The sequence below is a fragment of the Natronomonas moolapensis 8.8.11 genome (assembly GCF_000591055.1).
Lineage (GTDB): Archaea > Halobacteriota > Halobacteria > Halobacteriales > Haloarculaceae > Natronomonas > Natronomonas moolapensis.
The window spans coordinates 2,363,027-2,379,858 of the sequence record NC_020388.1 but is presented as its reverse complement, the minus strand read 5'-3'; the positions used below and the strand labels follow the sequence as shown (position 1 = coordinate 2,379,858).

The window sequence follows — 16,832 nt, the reverse complement described above, 5'->3', positions numbered from 1 at the left end:
ATATACTTACTCCCCGGAAGGGTGAGAGCGGCGGTCGTCCGATTGGCCGCGTCGACGGGACGGTGGCCGAACTCCCGCTCCGGATTGACGGGGGCGCTCGGGCGAAATAAAGAGAGCCGCAGTTGGGGTCAGCCGTCCGTCCGCCGGCGCGCAGCCAACAGCGCGGCGGCGAGCAACGCCACGACGGCGACAGCGGCGCCGAAGCCGGGCAGCGATTCGGGTTCGGGCGTCTCGGTCGCCTCGGTGTCGGGCGTCTCGGTCGCCTCGGTGTCGGGCGTCTCGGTCGCCTCGGTGTCGGGCGTCTCGGTCGCATCGTCGTCCGCGGGCGCGCCGTCGCCGGGGACGGGCGTCCCGCCGTCGTCCGGCACCGGCGTGTCGGCGTCGGTGTCGAAGACTATGTCACCTTCGTCGGTGGTGACGATGAACGTCGAGAAACCAGGCGTCCGGGCCTCGAGAGTCACGTCCCCGTTCTCGCCGGCGACAGACGTATCAAGCGTCTGATATCGGGTATCAGTTTCTCTCAGGATCGCGAGCTCGTCGGCGTCGACGCCGGTTCGGAGCAGTTCGGTCTGATCGACTGTCATCCGGATGGTCGCCGGTGAGTCCGATACCGAGTCGGGCGCGGTGATGTCGGCGCTGGCAAGCACCGGGCGGTCGCCGGTCTCGGCGCTGCCCGGCGGGACAGAGGTCCCGTAATCGTCGATTTCGAGAGTTCCTTGGGTGGCTTCCTCGAACCTGATCGACTCGACCGTGCCACGGCCCAGTTCGACCGTTCCGCCCGATGCGACGTCGACGCCGGTCGAGACGGAGACCGACGGCGAGAGACCACCGCCGCCGAAACTACCGCCCCCGCTGCCACCGCCACCGCCTCCGCCGCCGGAGGGTTCGGTAGTCGTGCCGCCGAGGACGAACGTCGAGAAGCCGGGCGTCTCGAACTTGACGACGTATTTGTCGTCGACCGGGTCTCCGACATAGGGATCCAGCCTCTGGGAGCCACCGTCGTCGGGGAGTCGGATCACGACGATGTCGCCTCGATTGACTTCGTCGGTCGGCACTCTGGCTGTGAGATTCGCGCTTTCGTCTTCGTTCTCGTCGTCAACGGTGACGCTAGTACCGTCGGTGATTGTTACGCTTGTTGCCGGATCGATATTGTCCGGGAGGTCCTCTTCGTCGGGTGGCTGGTCGGACTCCTCAATCTCGACCGTTTCGCTGCCCTGCAGGTCAACGCCCTCGAAAGTAATAGAATCGATCCTCTCCGTGCCGTCGAAGCTCGCGGTGCCCTCATCGGCGTCGACGGTTGCCCGCGAGCGCCGGACCGCCGTGACGTCGACTGCGTCACTTTCGCCCTGCAGTTCCGCTTGGATCGTCGCCGTGCCGGTGGCGTCCTCGGTCGGCGCGATGGTCAGGTCGTTCACGTCGACGAGTTCCGCGTCGCCGTCGGCGGGCGCCACGGTGAGATCGGTGTCGTTCGTGACGTCAGTCGTGGTGCCGTCCGCGAGCGTGGCAGTGACGCTGTCGACGGCCGTCGTCTCGGTCTGGCTGACCCCGCTGCCGAACCGGACGCGGTCGTCCGCGAGTTCGACGTCGAGGTCCGTTATCAGGCCGACGTTGATTTCCGCCTCGGCAGTGACACCCTCGTCGCCGACGACGTCCTCGGCGTCCAGCTCAGCGGTGATCGTCGCAGTACCCGCCTCGCCCGCGGTGATCGTGCCGTCGTCGTCGACCTCGACGACGTCGGTGTCGTTGCTGGAGAACTCGGCGTCGGCGGTCCGATCTTCGGTGACGCCGTCCTCGAACAGCGTGGTCGCCGTCGCCTGGGTCTGGCCGTCGCCCGCGGCGATGACGTTGTTGTCGAAGGTCACCGCGAGGTCGCCGGCGTCGAGTTCGACGTCGGCGGTGATCTCCTCGATCGTGACGTCGCCACCCGAGGTGCCGTCGAGTTCGACGCCGACGAGGACCGACTCGCCCGATTCGAGTTCGACCCGCGAGTCGTCGATGTCAGCGCCCGACTGCACGCCCGCCGCGTTGGAGGCGTCCGTGACGACGAAATCGACGTTGTCGTTCGATTCGCTTTCATTGATCAGTACCTTCGCGGTGGGACTGGTCGGGGAGTCGAAGGAGACATTGAATACGTCGTCGACGTCCGTCTGGGCGTTCTGCGGGAGTCCATCGATCGTGACGGACAGCTCGCCGGCGTCGGTCGTTGAGGCGTACGCGTCGCCCTCGGGCGTGTCCGCGGGGCTGAGCGTGACGCTCTCCTCGACTTCGTCTTGGCCGCTGAAGATGTCGCCCGCGCCGGTACCGACGACGGCGCTTCCGATCAGGGCGACAACAAAGAACCCGGCGAGCAGCGTACGTGTGTTCATCTTGCCTCCACCGACTGGTCGGCTTCGATCGTGATATCGGCCTCAATCGTTTCGGCACCTGCCGAATTGATGAGGATACCCCCGAGGACCTGGTCGCCGACTGAGACACTTCTGACCATGGCTGACCCGCTGGATCCTGCTCCTTTACCTGTCGCTGTAGCTACAGTAACGCTCTCGCTATCGACGTTCCCCTGGTTATTTTCCGGCGCGATAGCGACATTGAGCGTCGCGTCGTCGTCGTCACTGGTGATCTCGACGTTCACGGTGATAGCGACCGATTCACCAGTGTCGTTCTCGTTGGTGATCGCGAAAACCTCCTCTTTCAGGGAGTTCGCATCGCTGAGATCACCAAACCGGCCGAGGGTGGTTATCGCCTGTGGCGGAAGCTTACTGGCGTCGATCACCAGCACGCCGGACTCGGTTTGATATACGGAATCCGAGCTAACCCCCTGTGGTTCGATCTGGAGCTGTGCGCTATCGCTGCCGTCGTTCGCCACCGAAATCGAGAAATCGCGGGTGGCGGTCGCCTCGGTGAACGCGCCCGATCCGAACACGAGCCCCACCGACCCGATTGACGCGGCCGACAGTCCCTTGAGTACGCTTCGTCGGTTCATGTGTTGTCGACACCCCCGAGAGTCTCCTGTTTCCCGTTACCGCAGTCAGTGAGTCGTCGAACCATGGTCAGGCACCTCCGGACGAGGGATGGCTCGCATCGATCTGTATCGTCCCGTCGAAATTCGATCCAGCGCTCTGGGTGTCGATCTTGATTGCGATGTTCAGCGTCGTATCTGTATCTGAACCCAAAGTTGAATCCGTACTTCCGTTTGCGTCAAGTGTATCTGGGAAGCTTGAGGTTTGATCAAAATACAGCGTAAAATCATTGCTTGAGTCGATGTCCTGCAAATTCAGCGTGAGATCGATATCGACGTCGAAGTTGTTCGTCACGCTGAAGGCTGGAGTCGTACCTGGATTATCTGGATCACCTATCTCCACCGTCGCGTTCTCGTTGAACGCCCCACCGAAGTTCTCCGTACTGATCTCGAGTTCGCCGCTGCCGTTCTCCTGAACCGGCGTTGGATCACCGGCTTCGAGTTGTACCAACGCCTCGCTATCTTTGTCCACCGCGATCGTGACACTCCTCGCGGTGCTGACCTGCGCGAACGCGCCGGAGCCCAACACCACGCTGCTGCCGGTCGCGGCCGCTCCGAGCCCGACCAGTACGTTGCGCCGATTCATGGCCGACGAACCCACCTCGTCATTGTCCACGCACAGAACGCCCACCTATATGTTAATGAGTTCCCTGACGGTCCTCAGGCACACGCGTGATCCGTTTCAGGCATCGTCTGATCCATGCCGGAGGCGTTCAGCGCCCCCGTGAGCGTCCACCGGAGCGCTCAAACCGGCCCTGAGGAACGTCGTATTGCGGCAGGAGGGCGTCTCAGATCGTCGAATCGTCACGGGCGGTCGGGAGTCCGTCGACGTCGACGGCGGTGTCGTCGGCCCGATCGGTTCTCCGGGGTTCGAATCGGTCCCGGGCGGGTCGCGTCGCGTGCGGGTCGTGTCGTACGGGCGACCGTCGTCGCTCAGACTGGGTCTGAACACGCTCAGCCGACTCATTAATAACACCCTTGGGGGCATGGGTACGGATGCGGTGAACACGTACTCATGAACAGACGGAATGTCCTCCTTGGATTGGGCACAGCGGCGGCGGGGAGTGGAATCGTATTCGGATCGGGGGCGTTTACGCAGCTGCAGGCATCGCGCGACGTGACGATCGGTGTCGACCCCGATAGCGAAGCGTTGATTGCGCTTGTTCCAAACGATAGTGTTGCCTCGGTGATCGAGGATAGTGATGGCGAGCTTGTCATCGATACCGACCGGCTGGGTGCCGACAACGAAGGATTCAATGTCGGCTCAACGGTCGAAATCGGACAAATTAAAAATGGTGATGTAGCCGACGGTAGCGGAGCATTCAAACTCGTCAGCAATTTCGACAATGAACTCGACAGCGACGGCGATAACTTCGACGGTAAGGTCGATATCGAAATCGATCTGACGGACTTCGAAGCACTGGACAACAGCGCGACGTTTGAACTCGTGGCGACTCCTAGAGACGGAGGTAGTCCAGATGGTAGTACTCAAACGATCGCCGACGGATCGAGTGAGGTGTTCAGCGGCGTAGATCCCGATGATGAAATTGACGTCGCAATTCGGGTCGAGACGTTCAATTCCAGCGATCCCGAAGACATCACCGGAGACGTGGTCTTCCGCGCTGGATCGGACCTCGCCAACCAGAACTTCGTTCAGCAGCGAGAGAGAGACACGCTTACGCTTGAGCCGGATGACGCTCTCACGATCTCGCAGGCCACTTTAGAAGACAATAGTGCTTTCAGCGGAAACGGTAATCAGCTTAGTAAAGCGTTCGGAGAAAATAAAGGGGAATTCAGAGTTGGCGGTTACGAACCTGAACCCGGTTATTTAGTGATAAATGCTGAGTTCAGCGGTGGGAGAATCGACGCTAGCGACCTGAGCAAGTCCAGCGGTGGAACGATTACCTCGACTGGATCGTCGGGACTGACCGCTATTGAGGGAATTCAAATCCCTGTTGTATCTGGCATCAACGGGACTGACCAGGATTACACGTCCGGTGATGTTGACGCTCTCGGCTTCCTTGTCGGACCAACCGCAGACGGTGGAACTGGGACTGCATATTTCAGCAACGCAGTTAACGTAAACGGAAATGTTCAGAGTAGTAGACTGATTCCCGCTGTGATCGATGGAGCTGATGCGGATCCTGATAAGACAGAGAGTGGTGGCGGAGTAAAACAAGTCATTAGCGAGTTGAACAATGAAAACCTTAGCAGAGGGGAAGTCAGTCTAGATGAAGTGAGCGTTTATATTGGCAACAGTAGCAGCAGTGAAAAGAGCGTTAGTAGCGTCACCGTCAACGGTCAATCGATTTCCCTCTCTGATCTCGACGTTACGGCTGCCGATAACAGTTCGTAGATAACCACGCCTCCCAAGTCGCTCGTCAGTCAACCGCGATTTTTCATGACACAAAAACCACACCGCAAGGCTCAGTCAAGCATCGTGAGGCCCGCGTCGTCGTATATCTCCTTCAACCGCTCCAGCGAATAGTCGAGAGAATGCTTCTCCAAGACGCTCGACTTCGTTCTCCCACAGAACGCGCCGATATGTCCGTGTCAACACCACATCGACTCATCTCGATCACGAACCATCGACGAAGCATCTGAATCGTCACCTCCGCGCCCGTCTCCTTGGATATCTGCCGGAACTTCCGACTCGCTGGTTGCTTCACCGTTTGGAACACACTCTCGTTTCCGGGTCGCGTTCGGATTTGGCCGCCTCAGCGACGTGGTGGGGTGTATCTCAGTCAACCGTGGGCACACGGGGCTGATTTCGTCGTCCCCAGTCAGAAATTCGATCCTCGACACCCACACCGTCGTGTCCGTTGTTTTGTGGTGGTGTCGGTGAGCTGTGAAGATCGATAGAGCAGTTGTCGCGACTCACCCACCGCACACCCACACCATCGTGTCCGGAGTTCGATGAGCGAGCGAGGGCCTATACGACAACAAGCGCCTTTCATCAAGAGGTATCGGCTAGAACACACCACTATGTCCGCTGTTTTCCCTTCCTACAAAGTTCAATGAAGGTGTCGAAAACGACTGCATCGATCCGGCTGTGTTAGTGACTCAGAACAGCGCCGCCCCGCAGTCCCTACAGGACACGTCGGGAACGGATACCTCCGCCGCCGCGGCGTCACTCGGATCCTCCCCCTCTTTGAGTTCGCCGCCACAGCTCGGACAGGCCTCCAGAAACACCCGCAGTCGCGCGACCAGCTCGTCGCGCTCGACGCCGTCCAACGCCTCGAACTCGGGGAGCCACTCCCCCAGCGAGACGAACGCGGCGACGTCGGCGAGAAGCGCCGCCTCGGAGGGCCACTCCCCGACCGTCCGGGTGATCGATCCCGATTCGTCCCGGACCGCGATGCCGTCCTCGTCGTCGTCGACGACGAGCGATTCCGGGTCGGCCTCGACGACGAGGCCGAGGTACGTCGTCGGGTCCTCGGCCACCTGGTCGATGCGACGCCGCCAGTCGGTGCGGAACGAGTCGGTGAGAGTGAGGTCGTCATTAGAGTCAAGCAGTATACCTTCGCTATTGAGTACGGTGATGATATCACCGTACGTAAGGTTGGCATCGTCTGATGATCGCCCACTCATTAAGCAGACTGGTCTTCGATAGTTATTGATCGTGTGAAGCTGAGTGTCGTATTCGGGAACTCCGCTGTGACGGTTATTTCAACGTCGAGAGCGTCTCGGACATCGGTAGTGCCCCCATTACTTGACTCGGTTGTGTCGTTTATTCCGAGTTGAAAACTTCCACTATCGGAGGAACCTAAACTAGAATTTATTATTAATGTTGCGTCGCCGGTATCTGTTACAGGAAAGTCAGAAGAATCAAACCCTGAAGTACTCTCAATAGTTACTTCTCCAGAGCCGTTGGGATTAGAACCCGACAACGTGACCGTCAGGTCATCGGCAGAACTGGAGAGCGATTCACCAGACTGGTTGGTGATCGTAAAAGTTTCAGTGTCACTGTCGGGAAGTGTATAGATTTCTCCGCCTATGCTTCCATTACTGTCGACTAGTTCCAGTGCAACAGCATCTGCACTGTCGTTCGCAACTATGATGTTCGTCCCACGTCCTGCTGTTAGGTTGGTGACACCAAACGTCTCCGTCGCCGCGAACACCCCACCCGCTCCCATCAACCCCAACGCGCCGCGGCGCGTGTACGTCCGCAGGTCGCGATCCTCACGCATCCGCATCCCCCCCGAGTCCCGCGTCCAGTTTGTGCCGCTTCGTCTGGACGTAGTGCATCCCCGCCGACACCGCGAACACCCCGACGAAGAGCGCGAGCAACGCGACGGCGGGCACCGCATCCGGGTAGATGCCCACCCACGCGCCGGCGGTCACGACCGCCGCGACCCCCGAGAGCCCCAGATAGTACTCCGCCCACGGGATCTCGTCGCCCGGGACGACCTCGAGGTAGAACTCCAGCTCCTCCAGGCGGTCGGTGGGTTCGATCGTCTTGCGGTCGCACTCGATCACCCCCGCCTCCTCGAGTTTGTCGATGTGGACCTGCTGGAGGGAGGTGTACACCCGCCGGCGCTCTTCGCTGGTGATCTCCGAGATCGACTTGCCGCACTCCTCGGCGGCGACGTACTCGGCGAGCTCGCCGAGTTCGATCGGCGTGTCGAGGTGTTGACACGCCTGGACGGCGTAACGCCGTCGCTGGTTGCTGAGCAAACTGAACACGTCTGATCCCGTCGAAGCTTGTGTCGTGTGCAACGTAGTCCCACCCAATTGCTACATTGAGTAATAACATAGGGCAAGAATATAAATATACGGGTCGGCGTGAACGGCGGTTTGACGCGGTAAGATCGACCGTCTTCCAGCCCGCTGTGTGCCGATTTCCTTCGTTACGTCCGTCTCGCGGGGTCCGACACGCGTCTGTCTCGCGTCCGTCCCGCGTCTGTCGGAATCGAGACGGCTAACCGGTCAATACCACCAATTCGGTCCTATCGATATATAAATGAAATACGACTGCGGGAGCGACAGGCGGCGCGTGCCCACCGGAAGGGAAAGACCCTTTAGCGTGCCGTCCGGCCCGGCGGGTATGGGGGGTCGACGTGAACGCTGGCTCACAGGTTGTATCGTTCGCTCCGGGACGTCGTCGCGGCGGCCGTCGGGGGCGAGGCCGGAATGAGCGGTGGGGATGGGGGCGAGAGCGAGATCACCGACAGGCTTCACCGCCGGCTCTCGCCGTCGACGCGCTCGCTCGCCGGCCGCTACGCCGTCGTCGCGATCCTCGTCTTCCTGGTCGTCGCCGCCGGGGGCGGCTATCTCACGTACGACGTGCAGACGGCCCCCGAGACGCGGTTCGAGACCCAGACCGTCGGGACCTGGGAGCCGGACGCAGGGTTCTCCCACAGCGCCGTGGTCTCGAACACCAGCATCGTCTTCGACCGCGGGCAGCGCCTCTCCGAGCGCGAACTCTACTTCACCCGGATATCGCCGGTACTCGACGGGCAGTATCGCCTCAGCCACTCCGGCGACGCCGACACCGCGACCGGGCGGGTCGACCTCCGGCTCGTGCTGCAGGCCACCGAGGAGGTCGACACCGATGACGGTGAGACGGAGACCGTCACGTACTGGCGACAGATCGACCCGCTCGCGAGCGAGGAGATCGATCGGCTCCCGCCCGGGGAGACCCACATCGTCCAGTTCGAGACCAACGCGACCGAACTGACGAACCGCCTCGACCGGATCGAGGAGGACCTCGGTGCCTCCCCCGGCACGCGCGAGATCGTCGTCGTCGCCGATACGACCTTCGAGGCCGAGGTCGAGGGCGAGCGCTTCACCGAGGAACGCACCGACCGACTCAGGCTCGAGCCCGACGGCGGCACCTACAGCGTCGACAGCGAGGTCGATTCGAGCGAGCCCTACGAGGCGACCGCCACCGTCGAGGTCCCCGTCGAGCACTCCCCGGCGGAGCTGTACGGCGGCCCCGCGCTGGTCGTCCTCGGGTTGCTCGGCGCGCTCGGCGTCGGGGGGCTCACGCACCGCGGCGCCTTCGCGGTCTCGCCGGCCGAGCGCCGCCGGCTCACCTTCCAGCGCGCCCGCGAAGACTACGACGAGTGGATCTCCCGCGGGACGTTGCCCGACGAGAGCGCCGACCGCGTGATCGAGTTGGACAGCCTCGAGGACGCCGTCGACACCGCCATCGACAGCGACCGCCGGGTCGTCGAGCGCGTCGAGCCGACGCCGCGGTACGCCACCGTCGTCGACGACATCGAGTACCGCTTCGATCCCCCCGACGTCGTCGCCGAGGCCGTCTCGCCCGCCGTCGACGGCGGGATCGACGTGGCAGTCGGCGGCGGGGACGGGAGCGCGACCGGAGACCCCCCCGGAGCCGGCTCCGACGCCGACGACGGGGACGAGTCGGCTGGCGAGGGCTCGCCGGTCCGCGACGGTGACAGCGACCCCCGGAACCCGTAACTCGCCGGGAGCGACGCGCTGCACCTGCTCGGTCCCCGGCGGATCGCTTCGCTCGACCCGAGAGACGACCGTGCGTCCACCGCTCGCCGCCGCTGGACTCACCGCCGGAGCTGTCGTTTCACCCGCATCAAAAGCGGGACACCGCGGTCGGTCTCCCTGAACCGCGAGGGTCCGAAGCCGAACAGCCCGCCGACGAACCCGAAGACGCTCGCGCCGATGAAGAGATTCAGCGCGCCGATGGCGGCCAGCGGCCGCACGTCGTGCAGCCAGGTGATCGCCGACTCGGGACCCAGGAGGAAGTAGCGCCGCTCCTCGATCGTGATCGTCCGCTCGGTCCCCGGCTCCGGCGCCGGCACCGACGCGGTCACCGTCGTCTCCCCCCCGGGCGGTATCGACAGCGCCTCCCGGTCGATCGCCACGTCCTCGCTCGCCGACTCGAAGGTGAACACCATCGTCAGGAACGCGTCGTTGCGGATCGTGAGTTCGGCGTCGACCGCGTCGCCGGCGCTGACGCCCTCGGCCTCGGCCACGTCGTCGCCGTCGACGGTGATCTCCGTCGGCCCGGCGGGGAGGATCATCGCGGCGTTGGCCGGCACGAGCACGACGAGCATCATTACGAGCGCGATCACCCGGGTGTCGAGCTGCCCGGTGCGCCGCCGAGAGCGCCGCCTGTCGCGCTCCGGAGACCCGCGTCGCTCGCCGACGAGGGAGGCGACGAACAGCACGAGTCCGAAGCCGAACAGCCCGAATCCGACCGTCTCGGCGGTGAGGTTGGCACCCAGGCCGAACGCCCCGGCGATGGCGGTCGTCACCGCCAACAGCACGCCCTGGACCGCCTCGATCCCGGTGCCGAGGCGGGGGATCGTTACGGTGTAGCCGCCGATCTGCAGCGCCTTCGCGACGATATCGCCCTCGGTGACCGGGGGCTCGCCGCCGTCCTGGTCGGTGAAGGGGTTGGCGTCACCTCTGGTGACGTATCCCTCCGGTGTCTCGTCGACGATCCGATGGGTCGTGAGCCCGCCCCCCTCGATCTCCTCGGCGCGGAAGGTGACGACATCGCCCTCCTGTGGTGTCGTGGCGACGACCGAAGGGATCGCAACGAACCCATCGCCCTCGTCGATCGTTGGCTCCATACTCCCCGATTCGACGTAGGCGAGCAACACCGGCTGGCCGAGCGCCTGCCCGACCACGAGCGAGACGAGCACGGCGACGAGCACGACAGTCCCCACCTGTCCGGCAATCTTCCGGAGCATTCGTTTGTATCCTCGTTCGGCCGGCCGAGTGAATCAACCTTTCCGTCGTGGGCGGGGCGCCGCGCGTACTGCTTGAAGCAGACGACGAACGAGGGGTCGCCGACACGACGGGGGACAACCTCGGGTGCCGGGTGTTCCTGCGGACTAGCGCATCGATACCGGTGGCTGCGGATGCCCACGCGGGAGCGACGGACCCACCCAGTCCGACCGTGTGCCGACGCGGACCTCGCCGGTCGCTCTGCACCGAAACTGACAGTACCCGGGCAGACGATGTATGAGGTATGACAGCACGCGACCCGCCGGAGTGGGAATTCAAAGAGCGCGACGTCTTGGTGTTGCGCGAACTGTCGCGGGATCCACAGCTCTCCTCGCGGGAACTCGCCGACATCTTGGCAGCGAAACACGACATCGACGTCTCCCACGTCACCGTCTCCGAGTCGATCCGATCGATGCGCGAGGAGGGCGTCTTCCGGGAGGCGATCATCCCAAACGAGGCGTACTTTTACTTCGCGCTCTTCGAGTTCAAGTTCGATCCCGAGCACTTCGAGGCGGGGTGGCGCGAGGCGATGGAGTACATCAGGGATTCACACAACACGCTCTTGTATTTCCTCTCGGACGGCGAGTACCAGTGGAAATCGGTGATGATGTTCACCGACCGGGAGTCCCAATCGCGGTGGATCCACGAGTTCTACACGCGCCACGGCCCGGTCGTCGACAACATCCGGAACTCGCTCATGACGAACGTCTTGAAGTTCCGGACCGACCCGGAGATCCTCGAGAATCTCCACGGGTGCGGGCGGGTGTGAGCAAGGGAGAGCCAGAGAGGACCGCAGCGAGTGCCCGCGGCGCGCTGCCCGGCCGCCTGCATCCGGGATCGGCGCGTTCATACACCGCCGGCGCCATCGAACGGTATGACCCTCAGCGGGCTCTCGTCGGTCTCCGTGGCGGCTCGCTTCCCGATCGGCCTCCTCGCCGCCGTCGCTGCACTCCTCGCGATGGACCGGGCGATGGCGCGGCTTCCGGAGGGGACGACCCCGCCGCGGGTCGCCGCCGGCGTGTTGACGAGGACCCACCCAGACGACGCGCCCGCCCGCCTCGCCGCCGTCGCCCACTACGGCGCCGGAATCGGCACCGGTCTCCTGTTCGTCTACGGGTCGTTGCTGGCCGAAACGCTGCTCGGCGGCGCCTCGGCGCTGTCGGTCGCGGCGACGACGCTCGTGTTGTACGTTCTGATGGTCGCGTTCTTTCTCGTCGTCCCGCTGCCGCGTGCCCCGGGACTCGACCGAGCGCGTCGGCGGGCGACCGCGCGGGGATGGGCCGTCTCCGCGGCCGTCTACCTCGCGGTCCTCGTCCCCGTCGCCGTCGGCCTCACGTTCGCGGCGGCGTAGACGGCCCCCGGCCTCATATTGGTGGACGAAATCGAATAACACCGACTCACGAGTGATCCGCCGGTCGCTCCGTCGAACGGCGTGATCCTCGTGCGTCGTGTGTATATTCGTTTGTCTGTCAGTATCAGTCCTCGAACGCCGCGGGATCGAAGCCACTCGCCGTTTCCCAGTAACGCTCGAACGTCTCTATCGCCCACGCCCGGACGTCACCGTCGTCGGTGTGCAGTGAGGCCTGCAAAAGCCCCGCGTCGTCGCGGACGAGCAGGTAGACCGTCCCGTCGGCGACGGTCACCGCCAGCGGGATCTCCGCCTCCCGCACCCGGACCTCGGCATCTGCGGCGGCGGCGAGCGCCCGCAGTTGCGACCACAGCCGCTCATCCACAGCGAGCGCGCGGATGGCGCTCTCCGAGAGGACCGCCTCGAACGTCCCATCGCCCGCCCGCACCCGGTCGTGGACCGCGGCGAGGCTCTGTTCGTTGAGCGTGTGCGAGAACGCCCGCAGGTCGTCGGCGTCGGCCATCGCCTCGAGGACGCGCTGCAACGGCGCGCTCGGGCGCGTCCGAGTCGGGACCGTGACCGTCGCGTCGGCGAGGCGGCGCAGGTCGAACCCCATCGCCCCGGTGGGCAGATACCCGACGACGTCGCGCAGTTTGGCCTCGGTCTCGAGGATCGCGAGCAGTTCGGCGACGCCGTCGGCCACCAACGCCCCGGTAGCCGTGGCGACGTACGCGCCCCCGTCGCGTTCGACCCACGACCGGTCGGCGAAGTCCTCGAGGATCCGCCCGAGCGTCGCTTGGGAGGCCCCGGTGGCTTCGGCGAGGCGCCGCCGACTGTGCGGTTCGGTCGCCACCAGCCGCAACACTTCGACCCGGTTGTCCGAGCGAGCCAAGAACTCCATCTCCTCGAGCGGGACCGCCATACCGGAGCCACCGGGCGCGAAAGTAAACAGTCTTCGCCCCGCGAAAGGATTTCACGCCGTGTGCCGCTCTCGTTGCGGGTATCCGTTTCCCTTCGTGGAACTTTTTAGGAATTCCGTTATACGTCTCGGGGCCTTTTTGAACAGTGTGTCCGATACCTCCACGAACATCGATCGATCGTCCGGAGCCGTAGCCGGGGTGTTCCGATAGCGTGTTCTCGCGGCGAAGCGGCGCGCTGTTTGTCGTCTCCGCCGTCCTCTTCGGTGGGACCTTCGTCGCGGCCAAGGCCGGGCTGGCGCACTTCCCACCGCTGTTTTTCGTCGCGCTCCGTTTCGACATCGGCGCGGTCGTCCTCGCGGCGTACGCGGCGAGTCGCCTCCCGCGTGCGGAACTGCGGCCCCGGACCGTCGGCGACGTCGTCGGCATCCTCGCGACGGGGCTGCTCGTCATCGGGCTGACGAACGCGCTGTTGTTCGTCGGCCAGCAGTACACCACGAGCGGCGTCGCCGCGGTCGTGTTCAGCCTGAACCCGATCCTGACGCCGGTGTTCGCCGCCCTCCTGCTCTCGGAGGATCGCCTCTCGGTGCGGGGGTCGGCCGGGATGGCCCTCGGCCTCCTCGGCGTCGGATTGGTCGCCGATCCCGACCCGTCGGCGCTGCTCGGCGACGGGGTCGCCGTCCCGATTTTGTTCTGCGGTGCCGTGACGAGCGCGCTCGGTGCCGTGGTGATCCGCCGCGCCGAGGCGACGCTGTCGAGCACCGCCCGCACGGTCTGGGGCGTGCCGCTGGCGGCCGTCCTCTCGCACGCGCTCAGCCTCTCGGCCGGCGAACCCGTTCCCGGGTTCTCCGTGCCGCCGGTCGCGCTCGCGGCGCTTCTGTACGTCGGCGTGTTCTCGGGGGCGATCGCCTACCTCGCGTACTTCGCGCTCGTCGACGAGGCGGGCGCGACCCGGGCGAACCTGCTGTTTTATTTCGTCCCCGTGGTGTCGGCGGTCGGCGGATGGGGCCTGCTCGGCGAGACGCTGCCGGTCGCCTCGCTGGTCGGCTTCGGCGTCATCTTCAGCGGATTTCTCCTCGTCGCCGGCCCGCCGGTGACCCTTCCGGTATCGCTTCGACGGAGCCTCCGCGAGCGGCTCGTCTGATCGCCGCGCGCGATGCTGGTCGCGCGCGCCGTCACCGCCTCCCGGTCGGCGTCTATTTGTGACATCCTCCCGCGGCTAAAGGCGCGGGCCTCCCACCCGGTGTTGACCGAGCAGGTCAATCCTGAACGTTGGGAGTCTCAGGTTTGCTGGACAGTCAGCCAGTGGCTCTGCCACGAAGCCGTTACTCGTACCCGCTGAAGGGCTTCGAGATAGCTGATTGTTTTACGACTGTCGGCGTGGTCGGCTTACTTTTTGATTCCGGTTAGAAACCGTGGCAAACACCGAGTCAACTGCCAGTTCCCCACGCACAATTATACGTACTGTGTCTATACATAAACTTTTGTCGGATTCACCTGGTGGCTAAAGCCACCAGTATTCTCCTTGTATCTCTATAAGATCATAGAGGCGTGCACCGTTCCCGTCCCGGGAGCGTTTTATAAATAGTCCGGGTGGGACCCCGTTCCCGCCCCGTGTTCCATTTATATACTCGTGCCGCGTTTCCGCCCGATCCGGTCCGTCCGTTCGACGCGGCCCACTTATATACTGCCGACGCGGCGACGCGCTGTCGGGACGCTTTTACCCGCGAGTGACGACGGGCCGGTATGAGCCGAATCAAGCGCCGTGCCGCGTATTACGTGGGCGTGATCGTCGTCCTCGTTGCGGTCTCGGCACTCGTCTACGATTTCGGCATGCGGACGTTCGAACCCGGGCCGTACCCGCCCCCGGGAACCGAGGTGTCGCTGCTCCACTCGACGCAGGTGGTCGTCGAGACGTTCACCGCGACCGGCTACGGCTCCGATTCCCCGTGGTCGAGCGCCGAAATGAACCTGCTCGTGATGCTGCTCGATCTCACCGGCGTCGGACTGTTCTTCCTGGCGCTGCCGGCGATCCTCCTGCCGCTGTTCCGGGACGCGCTGTCGCCCTCGCCGCCGACGGAGCTCACGGACGACCTCGCCGAACACGTCGTCGTCTGCTCGGATACCTCCCGCGCGGAGGCGCTGATCGACGAACTCGACTCCAACGGAATCGAGTACGTCTTCGTCGAGTCGGACCGCGATCGGGCGGTCTCGCTCGACGAGGACGACCACCGGGTGATCCACGGCGACCCCGAGTCGACAGCTGAACTGAAAGCCGCTGCGGTGGGGGAGGCGCGGGCGCTCGTCGCCGACGTCTCCGATCGGGTCGACGCCAGCATCGTCCTCGCCGCCCGCGAGGCGACCGACGAGACGACGATCATCAGCGTCGTCGAGGACACCGACACCGCGACGTACCACCGCCTCGCGGGGGCGGATCACGTCCTGACGCCGAGGCAGGCGCTCGGCGAGAGCCTCGCGGGCAAACTCACCACGGGGATCGACGCGGACTCGGCCGACACCGTGAGCCTGGGTGAGGACGTCGAGATCGCGGAGCTACCGGTCCACCGCAACAGCCGCATCACCGGTCGGACGATCGCCGAGAGCGACCTGCGGGCGGAGTACGGAGTGAACGTCCTCGGGGCGTGGATCCGCGGCAGGTTCGAGACCCCGGCCCCGATCGACGAACCGCTCAGAGACGGTACGGTGCTCTTGCTCGCCGGCGGGCGCGATGGGATCGACCGGCTCAAATCGGCCGAACTGTCGAGCGCTATCCGGTCCGACGAGGGCGCCGTGATCGTCGCCGGGTACGGGGAAGTCGGCCGAACCGTCTCCAAGGCGCTCGAAGAACACGACGTCCCCCACACGACGGTCGACCTCCGGGACCACGACGGGGTGGACGTCGTCGGCGACGTGACCGACCCGGACGTGCTTCGGGCGGCCGGTATCGAGACGGCGTCCGCGATCGTGCTCGCGCTCCCGGACGACACCCTCACCGAGTTCGCGACGCTCGTCGTCCGCGACATCGACCCGAGGACCGAAATCGTCGCGCGGGCGGAGCGAACCGGCGGCGTCCGGAAGGCCTACCGCGCCGGGGCCGACTACGTCCTCGCGCTGGCGACGGTCAGCGGCCGATCGATCGCCTCGCGGGTCCTCACCGACGAGCGGATTCTCTCGGTGGACACGAGCGTCGAGTTGGTCTCGACGACGGCGCCGGCGCTCGAAGGCAAGCGCCTCCGGGACGCGAAGGTGCGGGAACGAACCGGCTGTACCGTCGTCGCGGTCAGGCGCGACGGCACCGTGTTTACGGACCTCGACGCCGACTTCCGGATCGAAGCGGACGACGAGTTAGTCGTCGCCGGGACCGACGAGGGGACCAACGAGTTCGTCGAACGCCACCGCTGAGTCGGGTCAGACGGGTCCGACCCGGAGTTCGTATCCCTCCGGGCGGCCGTACACCTCGCGGAACAGCGCCTCGAGGAAGTCGGCGGCGTGTTTCGCGTCCGTCACCGCCGAGAGGTAACACACGCCCTCCGCCGCCTTTCGCGTCTCGGGCTGTTTGATTTTGAAGACGTGGTACGCCGACAACAGCGCGTCGAGTCGGTCCCGCTCGTCCGGGTCGACGTCGAGACGCAGACGCCGGTCGTCGTACTCGACCGACGCGTCCCCGGCGCGAAAGACGGTCGCTTCGCTGCGCCGCCGCGACTCGACGATCCGCTGCACGAGCACCTGTCGCCGCTCACCGGGGCTGTCGGCCGCCATGACGGCTTTCGGTCGTCCGGCCACATCAACCCCGCGTTCGTGGGCGCCGTCTCACTCTCCTGACGGCCCGGCC

The 16,832-nt window shown here is 64.6% G+C and carries 15 protein-coding genes; 6 read left to right on the top strand and 9 right to left on the bottom strand.

The window, feature by feature from the left end:
- Window positions 1-128 precede the first annotated feature (128 nt).
- From NMLP_RS14865 to NMLP_RS11460, 3 genes are all read right to left on the bottom strand, one after another.
- Window positions 129-2,366: a PGF-CTERM sorting domain-containing protein gene (locus NMLP_RS14865; protein WP_015410281.1), complete on the bottom strand. Its 2,238-nt coding sequence runs from the start codon at window positions 2,364-2,366 to the stop codon at window positions 129-131.
- The gene (locus tag NMLP_RS11465) at window positions 2,363-2,929 is read right to left on the bottom strand and encodes a hypothetical protein (protein WP_152024141.1); all 567 of its coding nucleotides are present in this window, start codon (window positions 2,927-2,929) and stop codon (window positions 2,363-2,365) included. Before NMLP_RS11465 ends, NMLP_RS14865 begins: the two co-directional genes overlap by 4 nt.
- A 118-nt stretch (window positions 2,930-3,047) precedes the next feature.
- Entirely contained in the window at window positions 3,048-3,632 is a 585-nt protein-coding gene (locus tag NMLP_RS11460) for a hypothetical protein (RefSeq protein WP_049926509.1), read from the bottom strand.
- A gap of 501 nt (window positions 3,633-4,133) precedes the next feature.
- Between NMLP_RS11460 and NMLP_RS11455 the strand changes: the two genes are divergently transcribed.
- Window positions 4,134-5,372: a hypothetical protein gene (locus NMLP_RS11455; protein ID WP_049926507.1), complete on the top strand. Its 1,239-nt coding sequence runs from the start codon at window positions 4,134-4,136 to the stop codon at window positions 5,370-5,372.
- Between the two features lie 707 nt (window positions 5,373-6,079).
- Here the strand turns inward: NMLP_RS11455 and NMLP_RS11450 are convergent.
- The 3 genes from NMLP_RS11450 to NMLP_RS11445 are packed head-to-tail and all read right to left on the bottom strand — an operon-like array spanning window position 6,080 to window position 7,702.
- Complete coding sequence (locus tag NMLP_RS11450) at window positions 6,080-6,607, bottom strand: hypothetical protein (RefSeq protein WP_015410277.1); 528 nt, start codon at window positions 6,605-6,607, stop codon at window positions 6,080-6,082.
- Window positions 6,607-7,206, bottom strand: a complete 600-nt coding sequence (locus NMLP_RS15275) for a hypothetical protein (protein WP_152024140.1) — start codon at window positions 7,204-7,206, stop codon at window positions 6,607-6,609. Before NMLP_RS15275 ends, NMLP_RS11450 begins: the two co-directional genes overlap by 1 nt.
- The gene (locus tag NMLP_RS11445) at window positions 7,199-7,702 is read right to left on the bottom strand and encodes a DUF7344 domain-containing protein (protein ID WP_231857235.1); all 504 of its coding nucleotides are present in this window, start codon (window positions 7,700-7,702) and stop codon (window positions 7,199-7,201) included. Before NMLP_RS11445 ends, NMLP_RS15275 begins: the two co-directional genes overlap by 8 nt.
- Window positions 7,703-8,095: 393 nt before the next feature.
- Between NMLP_RS11445 and NMLP_RS11440 the strand changes: the two genes are divergently transcribed.
- A complete protein-coding gene (locus tag NMLP_RS11440) occupies window positions 8,096-9,445 on the top strand; it encodes a DUF5305 domain-containing protein (protein ID WP_049926505.1) in 1,350 nt (449 codons plus the stop codon).
- Window positions 9,446-9,543: 98 nt separating this feature from the next.
- Here NMLP_RS11440 and NMLP_RS11435 read toward each other — a convergent pair whose 3' ends face one another.
- The gene (locus NMLP_RS11435; protein WP_015410274.1) at window positions 9,544-10,698 is read right to left on the bottom strand and encodes a signal peptidase I; all 1,155 of its coding nucleotides are present in this window, start codon (window positions 10,696-10,698) and stop codon (window positions 9,544-9,546) included.
- A gap of 281 nt (window positions 10,699-10,979) precedes the next feature.
- On the opposite strand from NMLP_RS11435, the gene NMLP_RS11430 reads away from it, so the two are divergent.
- Together NMLP_RS11430 and NMLP_RS11425 are read left to right on the top strand one after the other, a co-directional pair.
- Window positions 10,980-11,504: a winged helix-turn-helix domain-containing protein gene (locus tag NMLP_RS11430; RefSeq protein WP_015410273.1), complete on the top strand. Its 525-nt coding sequence runs from the start codon at window positions 10,980-10,982 to the stop codon at window positions 11,502-11,504.
- Window positions 11,505-11,609: 105 nt separating this feature from the next.
- On the top strand, window positions 11,610-12,086 hold the full coding sequence (locus tag NMLP_RS11425; RefSeq protein WP_015410272.1) for a hypothetical protein: 477 nt from the start codon (window positions 11,610-11,612) through the stop codon (window positions 12,084-12,086).
- A 124-nt stretch (window positions 12,087-12,210) separates the two neighbouring features.
- Here NMLP_RS11425 and NMLP_RS11420 read toward each other — a convergent pair whose 3' ends face one another.
- A complete protein-coding gene (locus NMLP_RS11420) occupies window positions 12,211-13,005 on the bottom strand; it encodes a helix-turn-helix transcriptional regulator (protein ID WP_015410271.1) in 795 nt (264 codons plus the stop codon).
- Window positions 13,006-13,214: 209 nt separating this feature from the next.
- Between NMLP_RS11420 and NMLP_RS11415 the strand changes: the two genes are divergently transcribed.
- Window positions 13,215-14,144: a DMT family transporter gene (locus NMLP_RS11415; RefSeq protein WP_015410270.1), complete on the top strand. Its 930-nt coding sequence runs from the start codon at window positions 13,215-13,217 to the stop codon at window positions 14,142-14,144.
- Between the two features lie 602 nt (window positions 14,145-14,746).
- Entirely contained in the window at window positions 14,747-16,402 is a 1,656-nt protein-coding gene (locus NMLP_RS11410; RefSeq protein ID WP_015410269.1) for a potassium channel family protein, read from the top strand.
- 6 nt (window positions 16,403-16,408) lie between these two features.
- On the opposite strand, the gene NMLP_RS11405 is transcribed toward NMLP_RS11410, so the two are convergent.
- Window positions 16,409-16,759, bottom strand: coding sequence for a hypothetical protein (locus tag NMLP_RS11405; RefSeq protein ID WP_015410268.1), 351 nt, complete (start codon window positions 16,757-16,759; stop codon window positions 16,409-16,411).
- Window positions 16,760-16,832 lie beyond the last annotated feature (73 nt).

Coding starts and splice junctions, on each gene's coding strand:
- NMLP_RS15275 (WP_152024140.1), bottom strand. CDS start 7,206: ATGCGTGAGGATCGCGACCTGCGGACGTACACGCGCCGCGGCGCGTTG.
- NMLP_RS11435 (WP_015410274.1), bottom strand. CDS start 10,698: ATGCTCCGGAAGATTGCCGGACAGGTGGGGACTGTCGTGCTCGTCGCC.
- NMLP_RS11410 (WP_015410269.1), top strand. CDS start 14,747: ATGAGCCGAATCAAGCGCCGTGCCGCGTATTACGTGGGCGTGATCGTC.
- NMLP_RS11430 (WP_015410273.1), top strand. CDS start 10,980: ATGACAGCACGCGACCCGCCGGAGTGGGAATTCAAAGAGCGCGACGTC.
- NMLP_RS14865 (WP_015410281.1), bottom strand. CDS start 2,366: ATGAACACACGTACGCTGCTCGCCGGGTTCTTTGTTGTCGCCCTGATC.
- NMLP_RS11425 (WP_015410272.1), top strand. CDS start 11,610: ATGACCCTCAGCGGGCTCTCGTCGGTCTCCGTGGCGGCTCGCTTCCCG.
- NMLP_RS11450 (WP_015410277.1), bottom strand. CDS start 6,607: ATGAGTGGGCGATCATCAGACGATGCCAACCTTACGTACGGTGATATC.
- NMLP_RS11420 (WP_015410271.1), bottom strand. CDS start 13,005: ATGGCGGTCCCGCTCGAGGAGATGGAGTTCTTGGCTCGCTCGGACAAC.
- NMLP_RS11405 (WP_015410268.1), bottom strand. CDS start 16,759: ATGGCGGCCGACAGCCCCGGTGAGCGGCGACAGGTGCTCGTGCAGCGG.